At 37.7% G+C, this 22,050-nt stretch carries 23 protein-coding genes; 12 read left to right on the forward strand and 11 right to left on the reverse strand.

Annotation, left to right across the window (positions count from 1 at the left end):
- The first annotated feature begins 310 nt into the window (after positions 1–310).
- The 4 genes from VB733_RS00510 (at position 311) to VB733_RS00525 (ending at position 3,729) form a co-directional block, all read left to right on the forward strand.
- On the forward strand, positions 311–736 hold the full coding sequence (locus tag VB733_RS00510; RefSeq protein WP_323338163.1) for a hypothetical protein: 426 nt from the start codon (positions 311–313) through the stop codon (positions 734–736).
- Between the two features lie 59 nt (positions 737–795).
- Positions 796–1,260, forward strand: a complete 465-nt coding sequence (locus VB733_RS00515; protein WP_323338164.1) for an NUDIX hydrolase — start codon at positions 796–798, stop codon at positions 1,258–1,260.
- 40 nt (positions 1,261–1,300) lie between these two features.
- On the forward strand, positions 1,301–2,368 hold the full coding sequence (locus tag VB733_RS00520) for an AI-2E family transporter (protein WP_323338165.1): 1,068 nt from the start codon (positions 1,301–1,303) through the stop codon (positions 2,366–2,368).
- Between the two features lie 95 nt (positions 2,369–2,463).
- Entirely contained in the window at positions 2,464–3,729 is a 1,266-nt protein-coding gene (locus VB733_RS00525; protein ID WP_323338166.1) for an AAA family ATPase, read from the forward strand.
- Positions 3,730–3,806: 77 nt separating this feature from the next.
- Here the strand turns inward: VB733_RS00525 and VB733_RS00530 are convergent, their stop codons facing one another.
- From VB733_RS00530 to murG, 4 genes are all read right to left on the reverse strand, one after another.
- A complete protein-coding gene (locus VB733_RS00530) occupies positions 3,807–4,049 on the reverse strand; it encodes a DUF6737 family protein (protein ID WP_323338439.1) in 243 nt (80 codons plus the stop codon).
- 139 nt (positions 4,050–4,188) lie between these two features.
- On the reverse strand, positions 4,189–5,529 hold the full coding sequence (locus tag VB733_RS00535) for a GTPase (protein ID WP_323338167.1): 1,341 nt from the start codon (positions 5,527–5,529) through the stop codon (positions 4,189–4,191).
- A gap of 215 nt (positions 5,530–5,744) precedes the next feature.
- Entirely contained in the window at positions 5,745–6,806 is a 1,062-nt protein-coding gene (locus tag VB733_RS00540; RefSeq protein WP_323338168.1) for a hypothetical protein, read from the reverse strand.
- A 477-nt stretch (positions 6,807–7,283) separates the two neighbouring features.
- Positions 7,284–8,357, reverse strand: a complete 1,074-nt coding sequence (gene murG / locus VB733_RS00545; RefSeq protein WP_323338169.1) for an undecaprenyldiphospho-muramoylpentapeptide beta-N-acetylglucosaminyltransferase — start codon at positions 8,355–8,357, stop codon at positions 7,284–7,286.
- Between the two features lie 83 nt (positions 8,358–8,440).
- Here murG and VB733_RS00550 point away from each other — a divergent pair, with 83 nt between their 5' ends.
- Positions 8,441–9,250: a nuclear transport factor 2 family protein gene (locus tag VB733_RS00550; protein WP_323338170.1), complete on the forward strand. Its 810-nt coding sequence runs from the start codon at positions 8,441–8,443 to the stop codon at positions 9,248–9,250.
- 31 nt (positions 9,251–9,281) lie between these two features.
- Here VB733_RS00550 and VB733_RS00555 read toward each other — a convergent pair whose 3' ends face one another.
- Positions 9,282–9,857: a Uma2 family endonuclease gene (locus VB733_RS00555; RefSeq protein WP_323338171.1), complete on the reverse strand. Its 576-nt coding sequence runs from the start codon at positions 9,855–9,857 to the stop codon at positions 9,282–9,284.
- A 103-nt stretch (positions 9,858–9,960) separates the two neighbouring features.
- On the opposite strand from VB733_RS00555, the gene VB733_RS00560 reads away from it, so the two are divergent.
- From VB733_RS00560 to VB733_RS00570, 3 genes are all read left to right on the forward strand, one after another.
- Positions 9,961–10,719, forward strand: coding sequence for an SDR family oxidoreductase (locus tag VB733_RS00560; RefSeq protein WP_323338172.1), 759 nt, complete (start codon positions 9,961–9,963; stop codon positions 10,717–10,719).
- A gap of 48 nt (positions 10,720–10,767) precedes the next feature.
- Positions 10,768–11,424 (forward strand): methyltransferase family protein, encoded by a 657-nt coding sequence (locus VB733_RS00565; protein ID WP_323338173.1) that lies wholly within the window; start codon positions 10,768–10,770, stop codon positions 11,422–11,424.
- 117 nt (positions 11,425–11,541) lie between these two features.
- Positions 11,542–12,315: a ZIP family metal transporter gene (locus VB733_RS00570; RefSeq protein WP_323338174.1), complete on the forward strand. Its 774-nt coding sequence runs from the start codon at positions 11,542–11,544 to the stop codon at positions 12,313–12,315.
- Between the two features lie 419 nt (positions 12,316–12,734).
- Here the strand turns inward: VB733_RS00570 and VB733_RS00575 are convergent, their stop codons facing one another.
- A complete protein-coding gene (locus VB733_RS00575; RefSeq protein WP_323338175.1) occupies positions 12,735–13,148 on the reverse strand; it encodes a secondary thiamine-phosphate synthase enzyme YjbQ in 414 nt (137 codons plus the stop codon).
- Positions 13,149–13,344: 196 nt separating this feature from the next.
- Between VB733_RS00575 and VB733_RS00580 the strand changes: the two genes are divergently transcribed.
- A complete protein-coding gene (locus tag VB733_RS00580; RefSeq protein ID WP_323338176.1) occupies positions 13,345–13,578 on the forward strand; it encodes a TcpD family membrane protein in 234 nt (77 codons plus the stop codon).
- Between the two features lie 427 nt (positions 13,579–14,005).
- On the opposite strand, the gene VB733_RS00585 is transcribed toward VB733_RS00580, so the two are convergent.
- The 3 genes from VB733_RS00585 to VB733_RS00595 form a co-directional block, all read right to left on the reverse strand.
- Positions 14,006–15,103: a glycosyl transferase gene (locus tag VB733_RS00585; protein WP_323338177.1), complete on the reverse strand. Its 1,098-nt coding sequence runs from the start codon at positions 15,101–15,103 to the stop codon at positions 14,006–14,008.
- Between the two features lie 96 nt (positions 15,104–15,199).
- The gene (locus tag VB733_RS00590; protein ID WP_323338178.1) at positions 15,200–16,135 is read right to left on the reverse strand and encodes an alpha/beta hydrolase; all 936 of its coding nucleotides are present in this window, start codon (positions 16,133–16,135) and stop codon (positions 15,200–15,202) included.
- A gap of 39 nt (positions 16,136–16,174) precedes the next feature.
- Positions 16,175–16,681 carry a DUF4112 domain-containing protein gene (locus tag VB733_RS00595; protein WP_323338179.1) on the reverse strand — a complete coding sequence of 169 codons (507 nt, stop codon included), beginning with the start codon at positions 16,679–16,681 and terminating at the stop codon, positions 16,175–16,177.
- A 129-nt stretch (positions 16,682–16,810) separates the two neighbouring features.
- Here VB733_RS00595 and VB733_RS00600 point away from each other — a divergent pair, with 129 nt between their 5' ends.
- Positions 16,811–16,936, forward strand: a complete 126-nt coding sequence (locus VB733_RS00600; protein ID WP_323338180.1) for a hypothetical protein — start codon at positions 16,811–16,813, stop codon at positions 16,934–16,936.
- Between the two features lie 45 nt (positions 16,937–16,981).
- Here the strand turns inward: VB733_RS00600 and hpnH are convergent, their stop codons facing one another.
- Both hpnH and VB733_RS00610 read right to left on the reverse strand, forming a co-directional pair.
- On the reverse strand, positions 16,982–17,998 hold the full coding sequence (gene hpnH / locus VB733_RS00605; protein WP_323338181.1) for an adenosyl-hopene transferase HpnH: 1,017 nt from the start codon (positions 17,996–17,998) through the stop codon (positions 16,982–16,984).
- 740 nt (positions 17,999–18,738) lie between these two features.
- Complete coding sequence (locus VB733_RS00610; RefSeq protein ID WP_323338182.1) at positions 18,739–19,725, reverse strand: GntR family transcriptional regulator; 987 nt, start codon at positions 19,723–19,725, stop codon at positions 18,739–18,741.
- 217 nt (positions 19,726–19,942) lie between these two features.
- On the opposite strand from VB733_RS00610, the gene VB733_RS00615 reads away from it, so the two are divergent.
- Together VB733_RS00615 and VB733_RS00620 are read left to right on the forward strand one after the other, a co-directional pair.
- Positions 19,943–20,704, forward strand: a complete 762-nt coding sequence (locus tag VB733_RS00615; protein WP_323338183.1) for a dienelactone hydrolase family protein — start codon at positions 19,943–19,945, stop codon at positions 20,702–20,704.
- Positions 20,705–20,969: 265 nt separating this feature from the next.
- Positions 20,970–21,884, forward strand: coding sequence for a S1 RNA-binding domain-containing protein (locus VB733_RS00620; protein WP_323338184.1), 915 nt, complete (start codon positions 20,970–20,972; stop codon positions 21,882–21,884).
- Positions 21,885–22,050: the final 166 nt, after the last annotated feature.

Genomic DNA, 22,050 nt, shown 5'->3' on the forward strand with positions numbered 1-22,050 from the left:
TGTATTTTCTCTCGTTGTCCCCGTGTCTCTTAATCCCCGTGTCTCTTAATCCCCGTGTCTCTTAATCTCCGTGTCTCTTAATCCCCATGTCTCTTTGTCCCCATGTCTCTTAATCCCCGTGTCTCTGAATCCCCGCGTCTCTTAATCCCCGCGTCTCTTAATCCCCATGTCTCTTAATCTCCGCGTCCCTGAAATATCTTCTCAGATTCTTTGTCTCAGTAGAGAGTGTATTTCCCAGATTCCAAGTCCAGTTGAAAAGCGTGGTATTTTTGGAAACTAGCTCGATTAAAATAGCGACAAATAGATACCGATGCCAAATTTAAATTTATTCCCTATCCAAATTTGGGGTGGTATGAAACAAGCACATTTTTGGAACCGTTTTTTTTCAGTATTTCACGTGGCTCTAATTCTATTTTTCTTGTCAGGATTAGTAGGTTGTGGAAATACCAAATTTTCTAGTATGAATGCGATTGGTACAAATATTACGCCGATTCGTCAACTCACACCGCAGCAAAAAGACTCCACTGTCTATATTCAAGGCAAAATCGAAAAGCAGATACCCCTATTGAACAAAAACGCTTATCTGTTGAATGATTCCACAGGTAAGATTTTGGTTTTAACCAACCAAAGTGATTTGCGTATCGGTTCGGAAGTTGTATTTAAAGGTCAACTTCGCTACAAAAGTATTCCCCTGGCTGGAGAAGAACAAGGAGAAATTTATCTTGAGGAGAAGTAATAATTAATACTTGTATAGCATAAATGAAATATGTATGAACTATTGATGAGGAGAAAAAAATGGCTGAAGTTGCCATACATGGAGAGAAAGTAGCTGTTGCGATCGCAATTTTATATCGAGATGGTAAGTTTCTCATGCAGCTGCGCGATAATATTCCTACTATTCTCTACCCTGGATATTGGGCTTTATTTGGAGGACATATAGAACCAGGAGAAACCCCAGAAATTGCCGTGCAAAGGGAAATACTTGAGGAAATTGGCTATAATTTACCTCCAACATTTGCTTTTTTTGGTTGTTATCCAGATGAAAAAGTAATGCGTTATGTTTTCCACGCCCCTCTCGAAGTAGAATTGAATCAATTAGTGCTTAACGAAGGTTGGGATATGGGTTTGTTAACACCTGAAGATATTAATCAAGGTATTTGTTATTCCCAAAATGCCCAAGAAAAACGACTTTTGGGACCAGTACATCAAAGAATTTTACAAGATTTTATCCTTAGAGAACGAGAAACTAAAACCACATAATTATTAATTCGCCACTCCTAACTAAATACTCAAATTCACGATGCAAGTTCCCAAATTACCTCAATGGTTAAGTATTGGAATCGCTTTTCCCCTTGCCATTCTTAATGGTTGGGTATTCCTACAAGTAGTTCAGTATTTTCAACCGTTAGTTAATATTTTTATTGCTGCAATATTACTTGCATTTATTCTTGACTATCCAATTGAGTTTTTCCAAAGTCAAGGAATAAAAAGAAAATTAGCGATCGCTGGAGCATTATTACTAACTATTGTTTTAGTTGTCGCTTTAGGTATAACGCTTGTGCCTCTGATTCTGGAACAAATTTATGAACTTGCCAATGTTTTACCGACTTGGATTAATTCGGGTTCACAACAACTCCAAGCTTTTCAATATTGGGCACTGAATCAGCAGGAGCTACCAATAAATATCGGTAGTTTAATTACTCAAGTAGTCGAGCGTTTATCTAGTCAATTACAAACATTTACAGGTCGCATTTTGAGCATTGCTGTTGATACAATTGGAACTTTAGTAAATGTACTACTAACAGTTGTATTAACAATTTATATGGTACTGAATGGCGACAAACTTTGGGATGGTATTTTTCAATGGGTTCCCTCCCATATCAGCACCCCAGTCAGACAATTACTCCGTGAAGATTTTCAGAATTATTTTATCGGTCAAGCATCATTAGGGGCAATTCTTGCAGTCATATTAATACTAATCTTTTTATTACTTAAAGTCCCTTTAGCTTTGTTATTTGGACTGACGATTGGTTTCTTTTCTCTCTTTCCTTTTGGTACTGCGATCGGTATTTTACTTGTCTCATTATTAATCGGTTTACAGAATTTTTGGTTAGGTGTAGAGGTATTAACTGTTGCGGTGGGAATCGACCAAATTAATTCTAACTTTGTGGCTCCCAGAATTCTCGGTAATTTAACTGGTTTAAATCCTGTATGGGTAGTTATTTCCTTATTAATTGGAGCAAAACTTGGCGGAATTATTGGATTGTTAGTGGCGATACCGTTAGCTAGTTTTATTAAAGACGTAGCTGATAGTTGGCGTGCAGGTAGTTTCCAACTAGAAACCTTAGAAAGCTTTGATAAAAATTGAGAAAATACAATCAAGCTTGAGGAAAACCCAGATGTTTTAATTCATAAATCAGAGGAGAATTACAATAAGGAAATAATATATATTTTGAAGTGGGTATGCTCAAGCGACTCTTTCTAAAGAACTGGAAAAGTTTTCGTTATGCGGAATTACCGCTTTACCCACTAACGGTTTTAATAGGTACAAATGCTAGTGGTAAATCGAATCTTGTCGAAGCATTTGAATTTTTGAAACGTATAGTTGACGGACATCCCATCGAAACGGCACTAGCAGGAGATAAAATACTTCCTCCCATTCGTGGTGGTATTAGCTGGGCTGCACTTAAACCCGAATCTGAATTTACAATCAAAGCAGCAGTTGAGGGTGAAGGGGAGCAAATAGATTATTTATATGCGGTAACGGTAGAAACAAAACCCGATGCTAGCATCCTGGAGGAAAAAATTACTTGTCGCGAGTATCAACGTGATCAAAAAACAGTAATCTTTGAACGGGATTTTGTGAATAGTTATATAGATTCTAAGGATGCACGGGAAAATATTCTCAAAATTTCTACGCATTATAAAAATGCCCGTTGGACTTTACCGAATAACGATAAATCAATTTTGACGTATTTTAAAAATACATATGTCCTCGATAATGTTTCGGAAGTCAATCATGTGATTGCTAATCTCGAAAAAATCTATGTATTAAATCCCATTCCCGCAAAAATGCGGGGTTTTTCACGACTTGCAAAAACTTTGGAAAGTGATGCTTCTAATTTAGCAGGTGTGATTGCTGGACTCTCATCACGCAAACAAGATGAAGTAGAAAATACACTTTCAGAATATGCACGTGGTTTGCCTGCGGGAAATATTTTAAAAGTTTGGGCAGAACGTGTTGGTAGATATGCTAGTGATGCAATGTTATATTGCGAGGAAGAGTGGGTAAATGGGCAAATTCAAGAAATTGATGCCCGCAGTATGTCTGATGGTACACTGAGATTTATTGCGATCGTTACCGCATTATTAACTATACCAGAACGTAGTCAATTAGTCCTTGAAGATGTTGATAACGGTTTACATCCTTCCCGTACGGAATTGTTAGCGAGAATGCTGCATGAAATTGGCAGAAAACGCGAAATTGATATTTTAGTCACTACCCATAATCCAGCTTTACTGGATGCATTTGGATCTGATATTGTACCCTCAGTTGTTGTTGTCCATCGCGATATTTCTACAGGAGAAAGTCGATTGACACGATTAAAAGATATCGAAAGCTTGCCAAAATTAATGGTTACTGGTGCGTTAGGACAATTAGCTACAGAAGGTGCAATTGAAAGAAGTTTAGCTGATGGGAAAATCGATCACCAGAGAGAATCAAGGTAAGTTTGTTAAATACAAAATTCTCAGTCTCTCCAAGAAGTTGGAAATATCAAACCCACACAAAAACTATTAATTAAATATTAGTTTTTAATTTCTGATTCATCAGTGTTTAAAATACCACTACTAGCGATTAATTTTGGATAAATGAATATAAAAAATATCATCCAAGTTAATACAGGAATCGCGACAATGATGGTTAACCAGATAATTTTAAATATTAACCAGCTAGTGCTAATGATAGCCACAGTAGTAAGTAAGATAGACCAAGGTTGACACCACCAAGGCTTATAATTCCATACATTAAGAGATATTTCTTCGGCCATCGTTGATTCCAAATGATGTAACTGAACAATGATTGTTTTAAGGTAGAGTTAAGGATTGACAAGCAAATTTGCCTGAAAATAAAACCATAGTTTGTATCGCCAGATATTTTATCTCCCATATCAATCTCTATCTACTGAGCTATTCTATATCTCCCTCTAAAATATCAAGAATCTTTTCAGAATATTCTATGATGTCTACTTTATTCGCATTTAATAAATTAATTCGATTGTGTGATAAATTTTGTATGCGACAGATAATATCTTTACTTTCACTTATTGAAAGGTCTCGATCTCGTCCATAACCATTGTTAGATAATCCCCAAATAATAGCTATACCTGTAAAAATTAAAGTTTCTATTTCTTTTTCACTTATTCTAAGGGTGATCATATCATTGTCATCCGAGAAAATAGCTAAACTGCCTATAGCTGCTCCGAGAGTAGCTCCAATTTGCATTTCTGCTGTCACAGCATTTACTAGACTTCCTGGAATCATTACTCCTACTACAGCCCCAACAATACCTCCAACAAAACCAGCGACAGCACCAAAAATTCCTGCTGCTCCTGAAGTAATACTAATATTCTCTTTGTAATTACGAATCCGTTTTACTTCAACTAATAATTCATCAACAGGAATTGTTGGATATTCAGCATTAATTTCGTAAATGCTACAAATTTCAAACACTAATTCCGTGAGCCAATCATCTATTTTTTTTGCTATTTTTTTAATTTCTTCTTCCTTATTAAAATTACTTTTTGGTACAGTAATATCTGCTTGTTCTTTAAAATTAATAATAAAAGATGCGAGGATTTTACATACTTCTCTTCTTATTTCTAGTTGTCGTTTTTTAAATCGCTCTAGTCCTTCAGAAAAAATATTTTTATGTTCATTATCAAGAATTAATAAAATACTTTCATAGAGTTGATTGACTTTTGATGGATTATCCCAATGAGCATCAAATACAATAGTCTGTTCAATAGATTGTTCTTTAAATATATTTATCCACTGACAAATACGATTTTCTAGGTCTTGTTTATTACTTGCTTTTGACTGCCTGTTGTATTGATTTAAAACTCCTACGACCTTTGGACATATTCTTTTTACTATAGATATTTCTTCTTTGTGGCTACCATCAGGAACATTACTGAGACTAGCAACATAAATAACAACATCACTTTTATTTAATGCTTCTACAGCACTCAAATCATAGCTGAGTTTTGATTTCAAATCATTTGGCATCTTTAGCTCAGGGTTTGTACGTGAAAGCTCGAAAAACATATTAATAGTTCCAGCTTGTTGAAAACCTGGAGTGTCTATAAATGTCGCTTGTAAACCGTCAAAATAATAAAGCTCTCCTATTTGTGTAACATTTGCATAATCTCCTATTTTACCTACAGTTTGTTTCATTAAAGTTCTAATTAGAGTGGTTTTACCTGTATTCGTATGACCTGCAACAGCAATATTAATGGTCTTTAAATTCATTTTTTATGCTCCAAGTTTATGTTTTTGCAATTACGAAGATGATTATTTTCATTTAGGAAGTAGATTAAATTAAAATACAAAAGTAGGGTGTGTAAGCGGAGCGTAACGCACCATTTCATATTCGAGCAAAATTACATGTTAGTTAAATTCTCGTTCCTTAGCAATTTATGTTTTAATTTTGGTTTGATAAATAGAGTGTAATTAAAACTATATTATTAATTTGTGTTTTGTCTAAAAATTCTTCTAACTACAAATCGATTTATTCTATTAGGTAGATTAGTCCGCATTATGATAATTGCTGCAAATATGAGTAAGAATAAGATTACTATTAATATAGTTACCAATATATATGGATGTATACTATTATATTCATAATCTATCAATTTTTGTTTTTCAATATCTTTTAACGGGGATTGTCGTAATATTTTGTCAGTAGCATTTTTTAAATATTTATAATAGTCTTTACTCTCACCTACTTTCGATATAGCGATAATATACTCCTGTTCTCGAGTACCTGGTAAATTTTTATTATTTTCTGGATATATTACAAAAGATATATTTTTATAATCGTTTGATTTTTGGAGTTCTTTTTGAAGTGAACGCAAGATGATCCCATCACTACCAAATGCTTGAATTTTATCACCTATCTTTAGGTCACGTATCATGTTTTCACTTTTTTCATATTCATTAATATTGTATTCTGCATTTTTTAATTCTGCTGCCGTTGTTGTTTGTTTCATAACTCCTATTGCGATCTTACTTTTGATTGCTTCTAATAATTTTTCTTCACCTTTATTTTGTTGCTTTATTTCATCTAATTTCTCTTTTCTTAGAAGGATTTTTATACGTGTCGTATGAAATACATCTGAGATAGCAATCCCATTCTTATATTTATGGTCAAGTATATCAAAAATATGTTTAGAGTTGGAGCCACACTGTATATCGTATTTATTATTCTGATTTTCAGTTATCAGACCATCAAACCTATTAATAGAGTCATTGTTTCCAAAAAGAATATAGTCATTTTGAACTTTATTTTTGTTTACTTTTATTTTTAATTCCGCTTCTAACTCATCACTAAAAACACTACAGAACCCGCCCCAAGGTATCATTCCAGACTGATAATCGCCGATTGGAGGAACATTAGTTCTGATTCTTAATTGGATTTGTTTTGGTAAATGAGTATTTAATAAAGTTTGTGCAGCTACGAAATTTTCACAAGCAATTAGAACTAGAAATAATAATATAAAGAGTAAACAAAGGTTATTTAGTTTCATGAAAATTCAGGTTTTATCGTAAAAATAAAAATGTTTAACATATTTACACGCGCAAATAAAAAAATATCACATCATGAATAATTGATAATTAGACAGACTCAATACAGCTTACGAGGAAAGGCTAGACAATCAGATTATCTATTAAGTAATAGTAAATAAATTAATTTATTTATTATTACTTTGTGACCAAAAACTAAAAAAGTCAGTATGACTTTATAATAATTTTATGATTCATACAAATAAAAACAAATAAAAATTTAAATCTTCCAATATCATCAAGCCAAAAGACGTTATGTATGTGGAAAATAGTTCCATACCATATCAGGAGATATTATAATACAAAGTATAATACGTACATTGTACTTATACTTAATTATTCCATGTTTTAAAATCTACGCACAAAGAAAAATAATCATTATGAAATCGGCTTACGGGGTGCAGATATCCAAAAAACTTACACCCCGACTTTGTACCTCTCTAGCTTTCCAACACTTCCCGCAATAACTTAGCTAATCTTTCCGCACTATCAGTTAAAGCTACCGTTTTCGCATTTTCACCCATTTTTGGTAACTCATTGGGTGACTTTAATAAACGCAAAACTTCACTTCCTAAAATCTCCTCTGTCAATTCCGCTTGTTTAAACAACAAAGCAGCCTTCACAGCAGTAAATACATTAGCATTATAGGTTTGATGGTCTTCCGCCGCAAAGGGGTAAGGTATCAAAATTGCTGGAGTCCCACATACAGCTAATTCCGTCAAGCTCCCTGCGCCAGAACGACTTATGGCTAAATTTGCTCTACGTAATAACGCCGCCATATTCTCATAGAAAGGTAAACTGATATACTGCTGATGTGTTAAACTCTCCGCTTCCGGGTCTTTATCCCCAGTAATATGCACCACATATGCACCCGCTTCAAACCAGGTAGGGGCACAGTTCCGCACCAGTTTATTAATTGCCACAGCCCCTTGGCTACCACCAAAGACGACAATTAGCGGCGCTTCTGGGGGAATCGATAAATCTAAAGTCTCCCCAATTTGCTCATCTAAAAACTGACTTCTTACCGGAGTGCTAGTATAAATTACCTTTGCTTTGGGTAAGTATTTTGCCGCCGCCTCAAAACCAACAGCTACCGCATCACACCAGGGACCGAAAAAACGGGTAACTTTACCGGGTAAAGCATTTGATTCGTGGAGAATTACAGGTAGACCAAGCGATCGCGCGGCAATTACCGATGGTCCAGCAATATAACCACCTGTAGTAAAAACGCCATTAAATTTACCCTGTTTCAGTAATTTACGTACTTCCAGAACCGCAGCAACGAGTTTACCCAATGTCAGCAGCGACGAAATTCCAAAACCTTTTTGAAATCCTTCAACAGATATGGTATTCAGCTTATACTGTTTGGGAACTAGTTGCGTTTCTAATCGATCAGGAACACCCAGCCATTCTATTTGATATTCTGGCAATTTCTGTGCCAGTGCGATCGCCGGAAACAGGTGTCCTCCCGTACCGCTTGCTGCAATTAATAATCGTATCGGTGTATCAACCATCAAAATTCCGCGTTTTCTCGCTAGCTTAATTAAGATAAAACAAATTCACAGTTTTCTGTAGTTAAATATTCAACGTATCAGCAATGTCTAACTTGATTAATTTATTACTAAGACGCTCCCATGTAGTCAGAGTCAACCGCAAGTTAACTTTCTGTCTACTTGCCCTCAGTTTCATTACTGGCTGGCAATGTGTTCACGCCAGCACACCTGCTAATGCTCCTCCTGCACTCAAAAATCTTCTTGCACAAATTGATGCCGCCGCCAGTAAAGGCGATGTCAAAACTGTAATGCAATACTATAGTCCAAATTTTATCCATGGCGATGGTTTGACACGCCCGAATATGGAAAAGGCTTTAGTATCGCTTTGGCAGCGCTACCCCAAATTGCGCTACAGTACCCAGCTACAATCTTGGAAAACTCAAGGTAATATCACCATTGCCGAAACTGTAACCCAAATTTCCGGTTTGGCTTCGGCAAACAGTCAGAATTTAGGACTCAACACGACAATCCGCTCGCGTCAGCGCATCTCTGGTTCGCAAATTATCCAACAGGATATATTATCCGAACGAACTCAGTTAACCACCGGGGCAAAACCACCTCAGCTTGATATTAAATTACCCCAACAAGTGAAGGTAGGACAACTATACAGTTTTGATGCGATCGTTCAAGAACCCCTGGGGGAAGATTATCTTTTAGGGGCAGCTTTGGAAGAACCTGTAAAGCCGGAAAAATACCTGGCTCCCACTTCGGTGAATCTGGAATTGCTCTCGGCAGGGGGATTATTTAAAGTTGGTAAAGCTCCTGCAACTCCTGGTAGTCGTTGGGTTTCCGCAGTAATTATGCGTAGTGATGGTACAACAATGGTGACACAACGAGTACAAATAGTGAAGTAGAGAATCAAGATTAGGATTGGTGAAGTTGTCATCACCACACCAGTCCCATATCCAATACAAACCCTGGTAACACCTCTTCTCCTGATAATGTTGCCGGAAAATCTAATATTTCGACTTCTTGCCCCAAACGATAGATTTCTACGCGACGATTTTTACGATCAATTAACCAACCCAATCTGACTTTTGCTGCCATATATTCGTCCATTTTGGCTTGGGTTTCATTTAAACTATCCGATGGAGACATCAATTCCAATACAAAGTCGGGAGCAATGGGGGGAAATTTCTCTCGCTCTGCTTCTGTAAGTGTATTCCAGCGTTCTTGCTGTACCCATGACACATCAGGGGAGCGATTTCCTCCATTGGGAAGTTTAAAGCAAGTTGATGAGTCAAATACTTCTCCGAGTTCGCTGTGTTCGTTCCACAGAACAAACCACGTGGTGAGTTTGGCATTGCGTTTCCCTGTTTCTCCTCCTGTGGGTGGCATGATTATTACTTCTCCCGCTTGATTGCGCTCAAATTTTAGTTCGGGATTGTCTCGACACAGTTGATAAAATTGTTCATCGTTCAGCTTGACTACATTATTAAAGTTGATAGTAATGGCAGTCATGGCATTTCGGTTTTGACAGGTTGGCTTATTTTAACTTTAAGTTTGGGGTTAACTCCAGATACTATCTATCAGGGAAGAAAGATATTATTTGACAAATACAAATATGGATAAAATTGTATTAATTACAGGTGCTAGTAGCGGTATTGGTGCAGCTTGTGTGAAATACTTTGCTCAAGCTGGAGCCAGATTGATTTTGGCTGCACGACGAATCGAGAAATTGCAGCAAATTGTCGAAAATTTGCATATTCAACCTACTAATGTACATTTAATTCAGTTAGATGTACGCGATCGCATGGCGGTTGAGTCTGCTATTTCTCATCTTCCCCCCAATTGGTCAAATATTGATATCCTGATTAATAATGCTGGTCTCAGTCGCGGTTTAGATAAACTCCACGAAGGTGATTTTCAAGACTGGGAGGAAATGATTGATACTAATATTAAGGGCTTACTGTATGTAACTCGCCACGTTTTACCGGGAATGGTGCAGCGCAATCAAGGTCATATTATTAACATCGGTTCCATTGCCGGACATCAAACATATCCGGGTGGTAATGTTTATTGCGGCACAAAAGCAGCTGTCAAGTCGATTTCTGAAGGTTTAAAGCTGGATTTAATTGGTACGCAAGTTCGAGTAACTTCTGTTGACCCAGGTATGGTAGAAACAGAATTTAGTAATGTGCGTTTTCATGGGGATAATCAAAAGGCAGACAAAGTTTATCAAGGATTAACTCCCCTTACCCCTGATGATATTGCGGATGTCATCTTTTTCTGTGCCACCCGTCCCCCACATGTGAATATTAATGAAGTTATTTTAATGCCTGTTGATCAAGCTAGCACGACTTTGGTGAATCGCCAGCTGTAGAATATTCAGGTAAGTGCTTAGTATTACAATTCCGAAATGGATTAGCTCATGCAAAATATAGCCAAAACAGAGAAAAGTGGATGGACAGCCTTAACCGCAATTAACATCGCCAAATTTTTCACCATCATTATTCTCATTGGCTTCGCTCTTGTCTTTGGTATTAAAGATATGCGGCAAGCTATTTATCTGTGTTTGCATATTGGCTACTGTATTTGGTGGTTGTTGGAACAGTGGTTTTTCCCTCCCCGAAAAAAATTATTTAGTGAACCTGTAGGATTGGCTGCGTTTATTTTCGCTTTTGTATTTGTCGGCGCTTTTTATGCACTACCAGGTTATTTTGCTTTTATCAACCCGAATCCACTATTAATAACAGAGGTGTTAATCGCACTACCTTTGTATATTTTCGGAACGTTAATTAATACAGCCGCAGATATTCAAAAACTGACTGCAAAGGAACTTGGACAACAATTAGTCAACGATAATATTTGGAGATTTTCGCGTAATATCAACTACTTCGGTGACTTGATGCGCTATTCCAGTTTTAGCGTGATTGCTGGCTCCATTTGGGCATATATTTTACCTGTAGTGATTGCGATTCAGTACATACCGCGCATCATCCAAAAGGAAAAGTCAATGTCTAGCAAATATCCAGAATATGCAGAATACCAAAAAAATAGCGCCCGTTTAATTCCTTTTATTTGGTAAAACGGTACGAAGCGACACAGAAATACTATTTAAAGAACATAATTGATCTCTGAAAAATCATAGTCATTACGAGTATGATTAAGAGAGAAAAACTACCCCAAGCTTAATAGATAGTACATGGAAAATCTTGCGATCGGTGCAATTGCCAGCTTCAGTGCCGGAATGGCTACAGTTATCGGTGCATTGCCGATACTATTACCAATTAATTTGACGCAACGTGTGCAAGGGATAATGCTAGGGTTTGGTGGAGGAGTGATGCTAGCTGCAACATCATTTTCATTGATAGTACCAGGAACAGCTGCTGCCCAGTCTCTAGGTGTCTCTCAGACTAATTCTGCGTTAATCATGGTTGTTGGTATTTTGCTGGGAGGGCTATTTTTGCAACTTGCCCATCGACTGATGCCCCACGAACATTTCTTTAAAGGCAAAGAAAATTGTCGAGGCGGTAATGTCAAGCGAATTTGGTTATTTATTGCTGCAATTACAATTCACAATTTTCCTGAAGGCTTGGCTGTAGGGGTCAATTTTGGGAATAATAATATTAGCGATGGTATTCCTGTGGCTTTGGGTATTGGTTTGCAAAATATTCCCGAAGGTTTAGTGGTTGCTCTTTCATTAGTCGCCGAAAAATATTCTGCCAGCTATGCAATTTGGATATCATTCCTCACAGGATTAGTCGAACCAATCGGTGGTTTAATTGGCATTGGATTAGTTAATATTGCCAATTCTGTTTTACCTTTGGCAATGGCATTTGCAGCAGGGGCAATGTTATTTGTGATTAGTGATGAAATTATTCCAGAATCCCATCGCCAAGGCTTAGAAAAAGAAGGAACAATAGGTGTGATGGTGGGTTTTGTAGTCATGATGTTTCTCGATATTGCCCTTGGTTGATTATGCATCACAAATAGATAATTTTTGATTGAGAAACTTTTGGGAAAACTGTGTAACAGGATACGGCACGTCGAATATAAGAGAGATACTATTACCAAACCCTTTACTTTTGTACTTTTGGCGGAATTATCCGTTCTAAAAACACCGGGGTAGTAGAAGATAGCTAGATGTACTTGAATGCTGAGTAAATTGAAACATTTAATTTTTACTTGTGTCAATATTTTTCAGTAGTTTTCTACGCTTTGGTGATTTATTCTTTCCAATTTAATTAAATATTGAAAATTAAATAGAGACAACCAATATCCTCAACTTCTTCTCATCATTGAGGATATTAGCGAGAATTTTTTGAGAACTCAAATAACAATCAAACCGGATTTTCCCAAAATTTAAGTGTTACTGAATATTCGTCATCAGAATTTTTATCCAGAAATATGAACTACTAATTCTCTAGTGTGGTTATGCTGTCGATGTTCCCAAACATAAATATCCTGCCATGTGCCTAAAACTAGATGCCCTTTGTTAATGGGAATATGTTCGGAAGTATGGGTTAAGGAAGTACGGATATGTGCTGGCATATCGTCACTACCTTCGGCATCGTGGATATATTTTGCTGATTCTGGAACTAGTTTTGCCATAAAGTTGGCTAAATCAAGTAGCACATCTGGATCAGCATTTTCTTGGATAATTAAACTAGCTGATGTATGACGTAAAAATAGTGTGCATAGTCCTGTTTGTACTCCTGATTCTGCTACTATTTCGGCAATCTTTGATGTAATATTGTATAGCGATTTGCCATTAGTAGAAACTCTGAGTAATTTTTGATAGTGAGTCATTTAGAAAAATTTTCATTGACTATATAATGATTAGTCATTAGTCTAGAAGATTCACTTGACTGATGACTTTAAGTTTATTCTCTCATTTATAGAAGAGTATTGACCAGCACTGAAAGATTTTTTTGTCTGAATTAAGATCAGAAGTTAGGATTCAGATTTGACAACTTTTGATTCTCTGAATATTGAAGGTAATATTATGTCAACTAACTTAATTTTTTTAATCGCTCAATTAATAGTTGTATGGCTGATTTTCAAAGCTTTACTGAATGTTTTAAATACAGTAATTGGTGCCGCGATCGCAATTTTTGTAATTGGAATTATTTTAGTATTTTTTGGATTTAGTCCGGAAACACTTATACAAAAAATCAGCAATTTACCGCAAATGCTACAACAGTTAGTAACTGATGTTAGGAAGTTTTTCGGTTGGTAGATTAAGTTTAATTTTTAATTTTATTTAAGATTGTATTGACTACTTAATTTAATTACTTCTTAAAACAACAACACCCAGACTCGGACTAGCTTAATTAATTTCCTCTCATGGAATATTCCCTACGGGGTTGCATTTATCAATAATTGCATCCTGTTGATGAACAATTATTTGCATTGCCCCCATTTATTAGTATGAGGAAATTTCAGCTATTAAGTTGGGCGTTGTTAGTTTGGGAGACAGATGAATAAAACAGCTTTTTGACCTCTTCAATGAATTCACTAGTTAACTTGACTGGCTGTTGTATCTGCCATAGAACCTTTGTGGCTCTATATATTAAGTTAACACTAATCTTGAAGATGGCAAGATGTTGAAATTAAACTTTACTAGCAATTTAGTATTTACTCATGATTTAGTTAACTAATTGCAATTAATTGAAAAATTCCATGACTTTTGCAGCGATGAATTCATTACCATCTTTAGCAATAGGTTCTGTTTGTCGGGGTTTTTGCAGTGGTTGATTGAGAAAATCCCAATTCCCATCGAAAAATTCCTGAGGTGTGAGAATTTGATGTTGGTTATAGTTCGCAATTCCTTCGAGTAGGTATGCAGCTTCCGCAAAGTCATCGCGAGTCACGGAAACGATTGGTAAATCAAGTTTAGTTGCTTCCGCAAAAGTACCAAAGCCAGGTTTAGATACGACTCGACTGCAAATGGGCATTAAATCTACAGGACGACATTTTCTATCAGCAATTTTGAGTAAGTTGGGTAAATCTGGTGCTGATGCATCGAAGGTAATAAATTGCCAATCGGGGAATTGTTTGAGGTTATGGTAGGGAATTTGCTGTAATCCTAATCCACCAAAGGTAAGTAAAATCGTTTTTTCTTTAGCTGTATTGATGTTCCAAATAGAGCGAATTTCCGCTTCTGAGTAGCGAGGGGAGCCACCTGTTAAACCAATGTCAGTAATGTTGGGAAATGCTGGCATTGGTGTGTATAAAGGAAGACGGAAGGTAAGATATTTCTCTGGGGTGACTCCAGGGTACATACTGTAACATTCGCTAATCCAATCGGCAACAGCAACAAAATCACCACCCCAATCTCGATAAATAAAATCCCAGGAAAAATTACTAATCATCCAGCAAGGAATATTGGCTTTTTGAGCAATCACTGGTGCTAGGAAAGGGATATCTCCTAAGATTAAATCCACACGATTTTGTTGAATAAAATCTAGTTCCGCAGCAATAATTGAGTTTTGCTTTTTTTGAATTTCTAATAGCTTTTCGAGGGTTGCGGCTTTATCCATCTTTAAACTATCAGCTTGTACTACTCCTAAATCATACGCACGCTGACGGTGAATAAAATCTCCTTCGATATAGCATTCTAATAACCATCGGGGTGCAGTTGTGGTGATAATTAGGAGAACTTCAGGTAATAGTTGTTGAATTGTCGCGGCTACCGATGCAGTGCGAGTCGCATGACCAAATCCATGATTTGTGATGGTAATATATATGGTAGGACGTTGCATGATTTAGGATGAAGATTTAGTGTTTATATTCCCTATATCCCAAAATTCTGGGAATTGGGGATATATATTTGATAGGTATTCGCAGATTTTTGAAAATCACACAAATTGCGTATCTTTGAGGAAATTCAACACATTTGTATTGATAGCTAGCGATGCGCCTGATGATGCATCATGTCCACATTCATTAATTATTTGCAAACGCGAATTAGGAATATGTTTGTGTAGCTTTTCCCCATCACTAGCAGGGAACCAAGTATCATGTTTTCCCCACATAATTAATGTGGGAGTGTGAATTTTACTCAGATTCAGTTGAATTTTACTTAACCAATTTGGTTGATTTTTTTGCGCTGATTCAATTTCTTGCGTGGCAATTTTTAATTCTTCGGCAACCTTTGTTAAGGTTCCTGAAAATTCTATATATGGATAGGTTATCCAATACACATCTTCCGCCGTTAAGCTTGATGGATCATATAATACACTACGACGTTCTATTGCCATCACTTCCCGAACTAGAGGTGCAAACAAATAGGAAAGACGTAAAGTATCTATAGTTTGGATTAATTCCAGTGGTGTTTGTGACAGCAAAGACATTCCCCAATGGGGTAATTTATTGGCGAAAATAGGGACATTAATTACCGTTAACCTCGCAATTAAATCAGCTTTTTCCTGTGCCAACGCCAGTGCTGTTAATGCACCGAGGGATTCTGCTAAAATTACAACAGGTTCATTCGCTAATGCCTGAATAATTCGCGCAAATTCTATCACTTGATGTCCTTCCGATTCTCGACGCGATACGGGTTTTTCCGAAAAACCATACCCTTTCGCATCAAAACAAATAACTCGAAAATACTTTGATAGTGGTTTGATGCTGTTGCGCCAATTGTAGCTCCAACTACCAATACCATGTAATAAAAATAATGGTTTTCCTATACCAACTTCACCGTAGGCAATTTTGACGGGATAACCGTTTGCATCTGTAATAGTTAAACTCTGCCGTCCATTCGGAAAGTTCAGCTGCCACCAATCTTTCATTTTAGATTTTGAAAATAAATATTGAGAATATTTCGGCAATTAACCGCCAGCAAAAAGTGATACAAAAGCTCTCAGTAATATAACTGGTAATGCGACTAAAGCGATCGCAAGCACTAATAACACGAGCATTATCCCAGCAATAAACCACCAATCAGCTTTTCGACGCTGTCCTGGAAACTTTAAATAGTCTTCTAGTAACCTGATATTACGAGTATTGGCAGTCCAAGCGAAATCAAAAAAGTCTCCGAATACAGGAACTGCGCCTACAACTCCATCAACAATAATATTCAAAACCATTCTACTCAAGGTAGAACGAGGGGCACCGAGTCTTGCCGATTCCAAGACAATATAGGCAGAAAGCATTACACCCAAAAAGTCACCACCCCCAGGAACTAATCCGAGGATAGGGTCTAAACCGATACCAACTTCTGTACCTGGAATTACAATAGCGCGATCGAGTAAGCGTGCCATCTGTCGCAGTCGTTTTAAAGTCGGTGCCTTAGCGTCAGTTGCAATTGTAGAGGGGGAGAAAGGCTGTTGAGACATGACTTGCGGTTTTCCTTGGAAATGATTAGCTGAATATTAGCCACTTTCACGAATTTGAACATTGCGTTTCTGCTGCTAATCCGCTAAATATTCTACTGCTATGTTGTTTTTTTTCAATGATTAACTGGTATGTTTTGTATTTATCTTTACAAAACTAATTCTCAGTCTGGAAATCGGGGTAATATGCGATCGCCATCGCCAATATCTGTGCAGTATCGAGTGCGATCGCAAAAGCTCAAAACTAGGATACTATAATTATCGTATCAAAAATAATCACTTGCATCTCCGTATTTTTCTCCTTTAACCTCCCCACAATGCTTTCATCGAACGCCCAATATTTGCCGGTTGCATGGCATCAATCGCCGCAGTGGGTTCGTAACCGCAATGAACCATACAGTCTGAGCATTTGGGATTACCGCTCTTGTGTCCATATTCACTCCAGTCGGTTTTATCGAGTAATTCTTGGAAGCTTTTGTAATGTCCTTCATTCAGCAAATAACAGGGTTTTTGCCAGCCTAAAACACTGTAACTAGGACTTCCCCAAGGTGTACATTCGTAGTCTTTTTCTCCTGTGAGAAAATCAAGGAATAAAGGACTGTTATTAAAGTCCCATTTTTTATTACCAGCTTTGAAGGGTGCAAGAATTTCCCGGAATAGAGCTTTGGTTTGTTCGCGTTTAAGGAAATGATCTTGGTCGGGTGCCCATTCGTAGTTATATCCTGGAGATATGGTCATGCCGTCGATGCCTAGACTGGTGACGAAGTCGAAGAATTCTTGCATTTCTTCTGGTTTCGTACCATCGAATACTGTGGTGTTAATTGCAACTCGAAAGCCTTGGGCTTTGGCTGCTTGGATGGCTTTGATGGCTGTATCGAAAACACCCTTTCTATCTACACATTCGTCATGTTTCTCACGCATTCCATCAAGATGAACTGTAAAAGTTAGGTAAGGGGATGGTTCAAATTTATGCAAGCTTTTTTCTAATAACAAACCATTGCTACATAGGTATACGAATTTTTTACGCGCCACTAATCCCCTGACAATTTCATCGATTTGGGGATGCAATAATGGTTCTCCTCCAGGGATGGAAACAACTGGCGCTCCGCATTCTTCAACGGCTTGAAAGCATTCTTCTGGGGAAAGGTTTTGTTTGAGTATTTCCGGTGGATGTTGAATTTTGCCACAGCCTGTACATGCTAAGTTGCACCTAAATAGTGGTTCCAGCATCAAAATTAGAGGAAAGCGTTTACGTCCTTTGAGTCTTTGTGTGACTAAGTATTTACCGATTTCTATTGCTTGGGGTAGATGGATTCCCATGTTTGTGTTCGCTCCTCGGTGAATAATTGGGGAAGGGCAGAAAAAGGAATTTAAGTTGATTTTTTTATGAAACCACGATCGCGATTAGAAAGGTCAAAAACCAACTTTAGTTTTAATTTTTTAGTCAGTTCTGCCACCTTGAACCACTGAATTGCGATCGCTCGTATTTTGTCACTTGCTGTAAAGTAATTGTAGTGTTGCTATTTACAGTTTTGACGGCTATTGCTTAATTTGATTTTTCCCAGTCGAGACATACCCAGAGGCTTTATCACAGGCATTTTTTCAACTTTTTCCACATGGGAAATGATGATGTTCTTTTTGGCTATTGTATTGTTTTGTAAGATTTTTTTGTTTTTGGATGAAAAGGGATGAAAATGTGAGAAAATTAAACTAATTTCTAATATAATCGGATGTAAGCTACTGTAAAAATTTCGCTTATATTCCCATTTTAAAAAACTTCAACTTAAATCAATAGTATCAGAAAAACCGACTTTTTGCAATCAATTTTCTCCCTGTAATACTATATTCACAATATTGAATTAGCCAAGAGCGATCGCACCTCTTGGAGCTAGTCAAACCATTGAGAGATAAAGCAAGTATTCATTAATAATTACCTATTGAAGCCAATAATCAACAGCCACTCTCCAAGTAACTCCAGCAGCCATTTCACAAAAGACTTGATACAAACTCTTCCCCTGCCCTGGTTCAGGAAAAAGTAGGACAAGAATACGCCTACCTTCTTAGCCCAAACCCAATTCGCGTCGTAATAAACCAATTGATTTTTCACCAATATAATTATCACTACGAACCAACTTTGGCGGACGAATAATATCATCTACCACCACCTGAACCGCACCTTGAACTGCGGCAAAACTACTTTGATCACTACAAAAAATCATATGCGCTCGCTTGACGATCGCGTGCAACTTATATGTATCTTTTGGCTGGGAAGTCATCACTAAAAGTTCATCACCGCGAATCCCGTGGATAATTACTTCCGTAGCCCGAAGAATACCAGAACTAACACTGACAATTCCGATACAGCTATCCTTCGGCAAACCTTTGACAATAGCAATTTCCTTCGCATAGTCGTGGATATCCAAAGGTATTACCCGCACAGCCTTAGGAGCAGCGATCGCCTCCACATCGTGAATAAAATATCTACTCGTAACAACCGTAGCCGATGATGTTTGTTCTAACACCGAAGCCAATTCTTCAGTTGCAACTAGTTGGACAGGAATTTTTAAGGCTTGTTCGAGTTCATCCATCATCAACTCACCCGCACCAATATCCTGCTTCGGCACAGCTACCAGTACCCTGGCGCTACATCGTAACCGCCAATCAATTTCCGCTAAAAATATCTCCCTAGCTTGGGAAAGAGTACAACCTTGGGAGAGCAAATCATCCAGCGCTTGCTGCACAACTTTATAAGCTTGCGGATACTGTTCAAGTATCGGCGAACGCAGACGACTACCACCTTCATGCCCCTGGGCGCGAACGTAAATACCCGAACCAGCTAAACTTTCGACAAAACCATCTTCTTCAAGTTGGCGGTAAACTTTACTGATAGTATTGCGGTGTAAGCCAGTTTGCATTGCTAAAGCGCGAGTGCTTGGCAACTTATATCCAGGTGGATATTGTCGAGATGCGATCGCAAAGCGAATTTGGTTAAATAATTGGTTTGATGCAGGTATTTCACTATCTGGTTGAATGCGGAATTGAATCATTAAGCTGTACTCCTGGAGACTAGTAGCGTTATGCGATCGCGTAGCGGTTTCATGTACTATTGGTCAAATATTTGTCAAGTATTTCATCCATACCTTGAATGGTTCTAGTAGAAATTTCTCGGCACTAAGTGCTAGAAACTGCTAATTTCATGAGATAACCCTGAATAACTGGCATAACTATGCATTTAATAAGCACACGGTACTAGTAAAAACTATTATGACAGACAGTGCAATCGATACTTCAACCATTAAAGTTTCGCAAGATGAATTAACAATCTCAGCATACCTGGCACAGCCCAAAGCTCCTGGTATTTACCCAGGTATAGTCGTATTACAAGAAATTTTTGGTGTCAACGCGCACATTCGTCAAGTCACCGAGCGTATTGCCCGCGAGGGATATGTAGCAATTGCACCAGCGCTTTTTGAACGTCAAGCCCCTGGATTTGAAACTGGTTATACCCCAGCCGATGTGGAAGTCGGTAGGGAATATGCTTGGGGGCAAACTCAAGCGCAGCAACTCCTCAGCGACATCCAAGCTGCGATTAATTACTTAAAAACTCGACCAAATGTCAAACAAAATGGATTTGGTTGTATCGGTTTTTGCTTTGGGGGTCATGTGGCATATCTTGCCGCTACTTTACCAGATATTCGGGCAACTGCTTCATTTTATGGCGCACGTATTACCAGTGCGACACCAGGAGGGGGTAATCCGACTCTTTCCGTGACTCCAAATATTTCTGGGACGTTATATGCTTTCTTTGGGATGGAAGATGGCAGCATCCCGGTGGCAGAAGTCAACCAAATCGAAGCGGAATTACAAAAATATCAGATTCCCCATCGTGTCTTTCGCTACGATGGAGCTGAACACGGATTTTTCTGCGACCATCGCGCCAGTTATAATCCAGTAGCTGCTAGTGATGCTTGGGAAAAAGCCCAACAACTCTTTGTAGAACAACTTAGGAACGTGGGTGATGGTTAACCGGTCAGAGATAATAGTTAATAATAATTAATGGTTTAGAGGTCAATAGCTAGTACGTGAAGGCAGAAGTAAGAAGGCAGAAGGCAGAAGGAATAAAGCTTATTTCAGAAGCTTTTTGTCATTTGAGAATGGTTGCTTCATTTCCGCCGTACTGTACTAGTAAGTTAAATTGTCACCTACTATCCCCATTAATATCCCCTATAAATTAACTAATCATCAATAACTAATAACCATCCACTCAATATCAATATTAAATTCAAAAGTCATGGATTCAGAAGCTAAACTTTCTCAAAAAGCCGATTCGTCATTTACAATGGACGATTTTGCTAAGGCTTTGGAAAAACACGATTACCAATTCCAAAAAGGACAAGTGGTAAATGGTAAAGTTTTCCAAATCGATCACGATGGTGCATTTGTAGATATTGGCGGTAAAGCATCGGCTTTTTTGCCACGCGATGAGGCTTCTTTGAGAACAATTATCAACTTGTCAGAGGTGTTACCCCTCAACGAACCATTAGAGTTCGTGATTATCCGTGAACAGGATGCCGAAGGACAAGTTACACTTTCCCGCCGACAGTTAGAAATCCGCCACATCTGGGAAAGACTTGCACAAATGCAGGAAGGCAGCCAAACTGTGCAGGCGAAGGTAATTGGCGCAAATAAAGGTGGTGTCAATGTCGAAGTATTTGGTTTGCGGGGGTTTATTCCGCGATCGCATCTGATTGAGCGTGATAATTTAGAAGGATTAAAAGGACAAACTTTTACTACAGGGATTTTGGAAGTTGATTCTAGCAATAAGCGCTTGATATTATCGCAACGTTTAGCAACTCGCTCGGCTAGTTTCAGTATGTTAGAAATTGGTCAACTTGTGGAAGGAAAAGTAACAGGTATCAAACCTTTTGGTATATTTGTTGATTTAAATGGTGTTAGTGCTTTACTTCATATTAAGCAAGTGACCCAAAAATTTATCGATAATCTCGAAAAAGTTTTCCAAATGGGTCAACATATTAAAGCAGTAATTATCGATATTGATGAAGGTAAAGGCAGAGTTGCCTTGTCAACACGAATATTAGAAAACTTCCCTGGGGAATTGCTCGAAAATATGGAAGAGGTAATGACTTCAGCCGAAGCACGTGCCGAAAGAGCCAAGAATAAAACGGCGGAGTCAGAGATTATTTAAATTTGGAATTATTCAAGGACAGGTGAAATTCTCCTGTCCTAAATTTTTATCTGACTTTGATGGATTTGCGAGCATGTTCGGCTAATCACTGACAATTAAAATTTCTCCGCGTCCCCCCGTCTCTAAGTCTCCGTGTCAGTCTTAATAATAAATATTCAACCTGACA

It is taken from the genome of Calothrix sp. UHCC 0171 (assembly GCF_034931845.1).
Classification (GTDB): domain Bacteria; phylum Cyanobacteriota; class Cyanobacteriia; order Cyanobacteriales; family Nostocaceae; genus Brunnivagina.

Bases quoted from the DNA above. Each gene is read 5' to 3' on its own strand.
- VB733_RS00510 (WP_323338163.1), top strand. From the start codon at position 311: ATGCCAAATTTAAATTTATTCCCTATCCAAATTTGGGGTGGTATGAAA.
- VB733_RS00515 (WP_323338164.1), top strand. From the start codon at position 796: ATGGCTGAAGTTGCCATACATGGAGAGAAAGTAGCTGTTGCGATCGCA.
- VB733_RS00520 (WP_323338165.1), top strand. From the start codon at position 1,301: ATGCAAGTTCCCAAATTACCTCAATGGTTAAGTATTGGAATCGCTTTT.
- VB733_RS00525 (WP_323338166.1), top strand. From the start codon at position 2,464: ATGCTCAAGCGACTCTTTCTAAAGAACTGGAAAAGTTTTCGTTATGCG.
- VB733_RS00530 (WP_323338439.1), bottom strand. From the start codon at position 4,049: ATGGCCGAAGAAATATCTCTTAATGTATGGAATTATAAGCCTTGGTGG.
- VB733_RS00535 (WP_323338167.1), bottom strand. From the start codon at position 5,529: ATGAATTTAAAGACCATTAATATTGCTGTTGCAGGTCATACGAATACA.
- VB733_RS00540 (WP_323338168.1), bottom strand. From the start codon at position 6,806: ATGAAACTAAATAACCTTTGTTTACTCTTTATATTATTATTTCTAGTT.
- murG (WP_323338169.1), bottom strand. From the start codon at position 8,357: ATGGTTGATACACCGATACGATTATTAATTGCAGCAAGCGGTACGGGA.
- VB733_RS00550 (WP_323338170.1), top strand. From the start codon at position 8,441: ATGTCTAACTTGATTAATTTATTACTAAGACGCTCCCATGTAGTCAGA.
- VB733_RS00555 (WP_323338171.1), bottom strand. From the start codon at position 9,857: ATGACTGCCATTACTATCAACTTTAATAATGTAGTCAAGCTGAACGAT.
- VB733_RS00560 (WP_323338172.1), top strand. From the start codon at position 9,961: ATGGATAAAATTGTATTAATTACAGGTGCTAGTAGCGGTATTGGTGCA.
- VB733_RS00565 (WP_323338173.1), top strand. From the start codon at position 10,768: ATGCAAAATATAGCCAAAACAGAGAAAAGTGGATGGACAGCCTTAACC.
- VB733_RS00570 (WP_323338174.1), top strand. From the start codon at position 11,542: ATGGAAAATCTTGCGATCGGTGCAATTGCCAGCTTCAGTGCCGGAATG.
- VB733_RS00575 (WP_323338175.1), bottom strand. From the start codon at position 13,148: ATGACTCACTATCAAAAATTACTCAGAGTTTCTACTAATGGCAAATCG.
- VB733_RS00580 (WP_323338176.1), top strand. From the start codon at position 13,345: ATGTCAACTAACTTAATTTTTTTAATCGCTCAATTAATAGTTGTATGG.
- VB733_RS00585 (WP_323338177.1), bottom strand. From the start codon at position 15,103: ATGCAACGTCCTACCATATATATTACCATCACAAATCATGGATTTGGT.
- VB733_RS00590 (WP_323338178.1), bottom strand. From the start codon at position 16,135: ATGAAAGATTGGTGGCAGCTGAACTTTCCGAATGGACGGCAGAGTTTA.
- VB733_RS00595 (WP_323338179.1), bottom strand. From the start codon at position 16,681: ATGTCTCAACAGCCTTTCTCCCCCTCTACAATTGCAACTGACGCTAAG.
- VB733_RS00600 (WP_323338180.1), top strand. From the start codon at position 16,811: ATGTTTTGTATTTATCTTTACAAAACTAATTCTCAGTCTGGAAATCGG.
- hpnH (WP_323338181.1), bottom strand. From the start codon at position 17,998: ATGGGAATCCATCTACCCCAAGCAATAGAAATCGGTAAATACTTAGTC.
- VB733_RS00610 (WP_323338182.1), bottom strand. From the start codon at position 19,725: ATGATTCAATTCCGCATTCAACCAGATAGTGAAATACCTGCATCAAAC.
- VB733_RS00615 (WP_323338183.1), top strand. From the start codon at position 19,943: ATGACAGACAGTGCAATCGATACTTCAACCATTAAAGTTTCGCAAGAT.
- VB733_RS00620 (WP_323338184.1), top strand. From the start codon at position 20,970: ATGGATTCAGAAGCTAAACTTTCTCAAAAAGCCGATTCGTCATTTACA.